Source organism: Pseudomonas sp. 2995-1, assembly GCF_002742505.1.
Lineage (GTDB): Bacteria > Pseudomonadota > Gammaproteobacteria > Pseudomonadales > Pseudomonadaceae > Aquipseudomonas > Aquipseudomonas sivasensis.
Genome location: NZ_LJSA01000374.1, coordinates 1 through 408 on the forward strand (window position 1 = coordinate 1; position 408 = coordinate 408).

At 37.0% G+C, this 408-nt stretch carries 1 protein-coding gene; it reads left to right on the forward strand.

Annotated elements, in window-relative coordinates:
• Nucleotides 1–18: 18 nt before the first annotated feature.
• On the forward strand, nucleotides 19–408 hold a 390-nt coding region (locus AOA61_RS17295; protein WP_218197356.1), incomplete at its 3' end, for a carbohydrate ABC transporter permease.

The following is a 408-nucleotide window of genomic DNA, read 5'->3' on the forward strand; positions in this document are numbered from 1 at the left end:
TGGATCCCAGATACGATCATGTGGGAAAACTTTGCCCTTGCTTGGAACTCAGGTCCATTTCTTCAATATTTTTTTAATAGTGTCATTGTCTCTATTAGTATTCTGCTTATTCAATTCATGACAATCATCCCTTCAGCATACGCATTTGCTCGCTATAAGTTTAAAGGAAGTTCTCTTCTATTTGGGCTTACGATGATTACGTTAATGATCCCTGCACAGCTCATTTTTCTTCCTGTGTACTTAATGTTCAGTAAGCTAGATTTAATCAACTCATTGTTTGCGTTAATCCTTCCATTTGCTTCTAGCGCGTTCGGTATCTTTCTTTTAAGGCAATCATTTAAACAGGTTCCTGAAGAATTACTCGAATCAGCAAGGTTAGACAAAGCGAGTGAATGGAAGATTATCTAT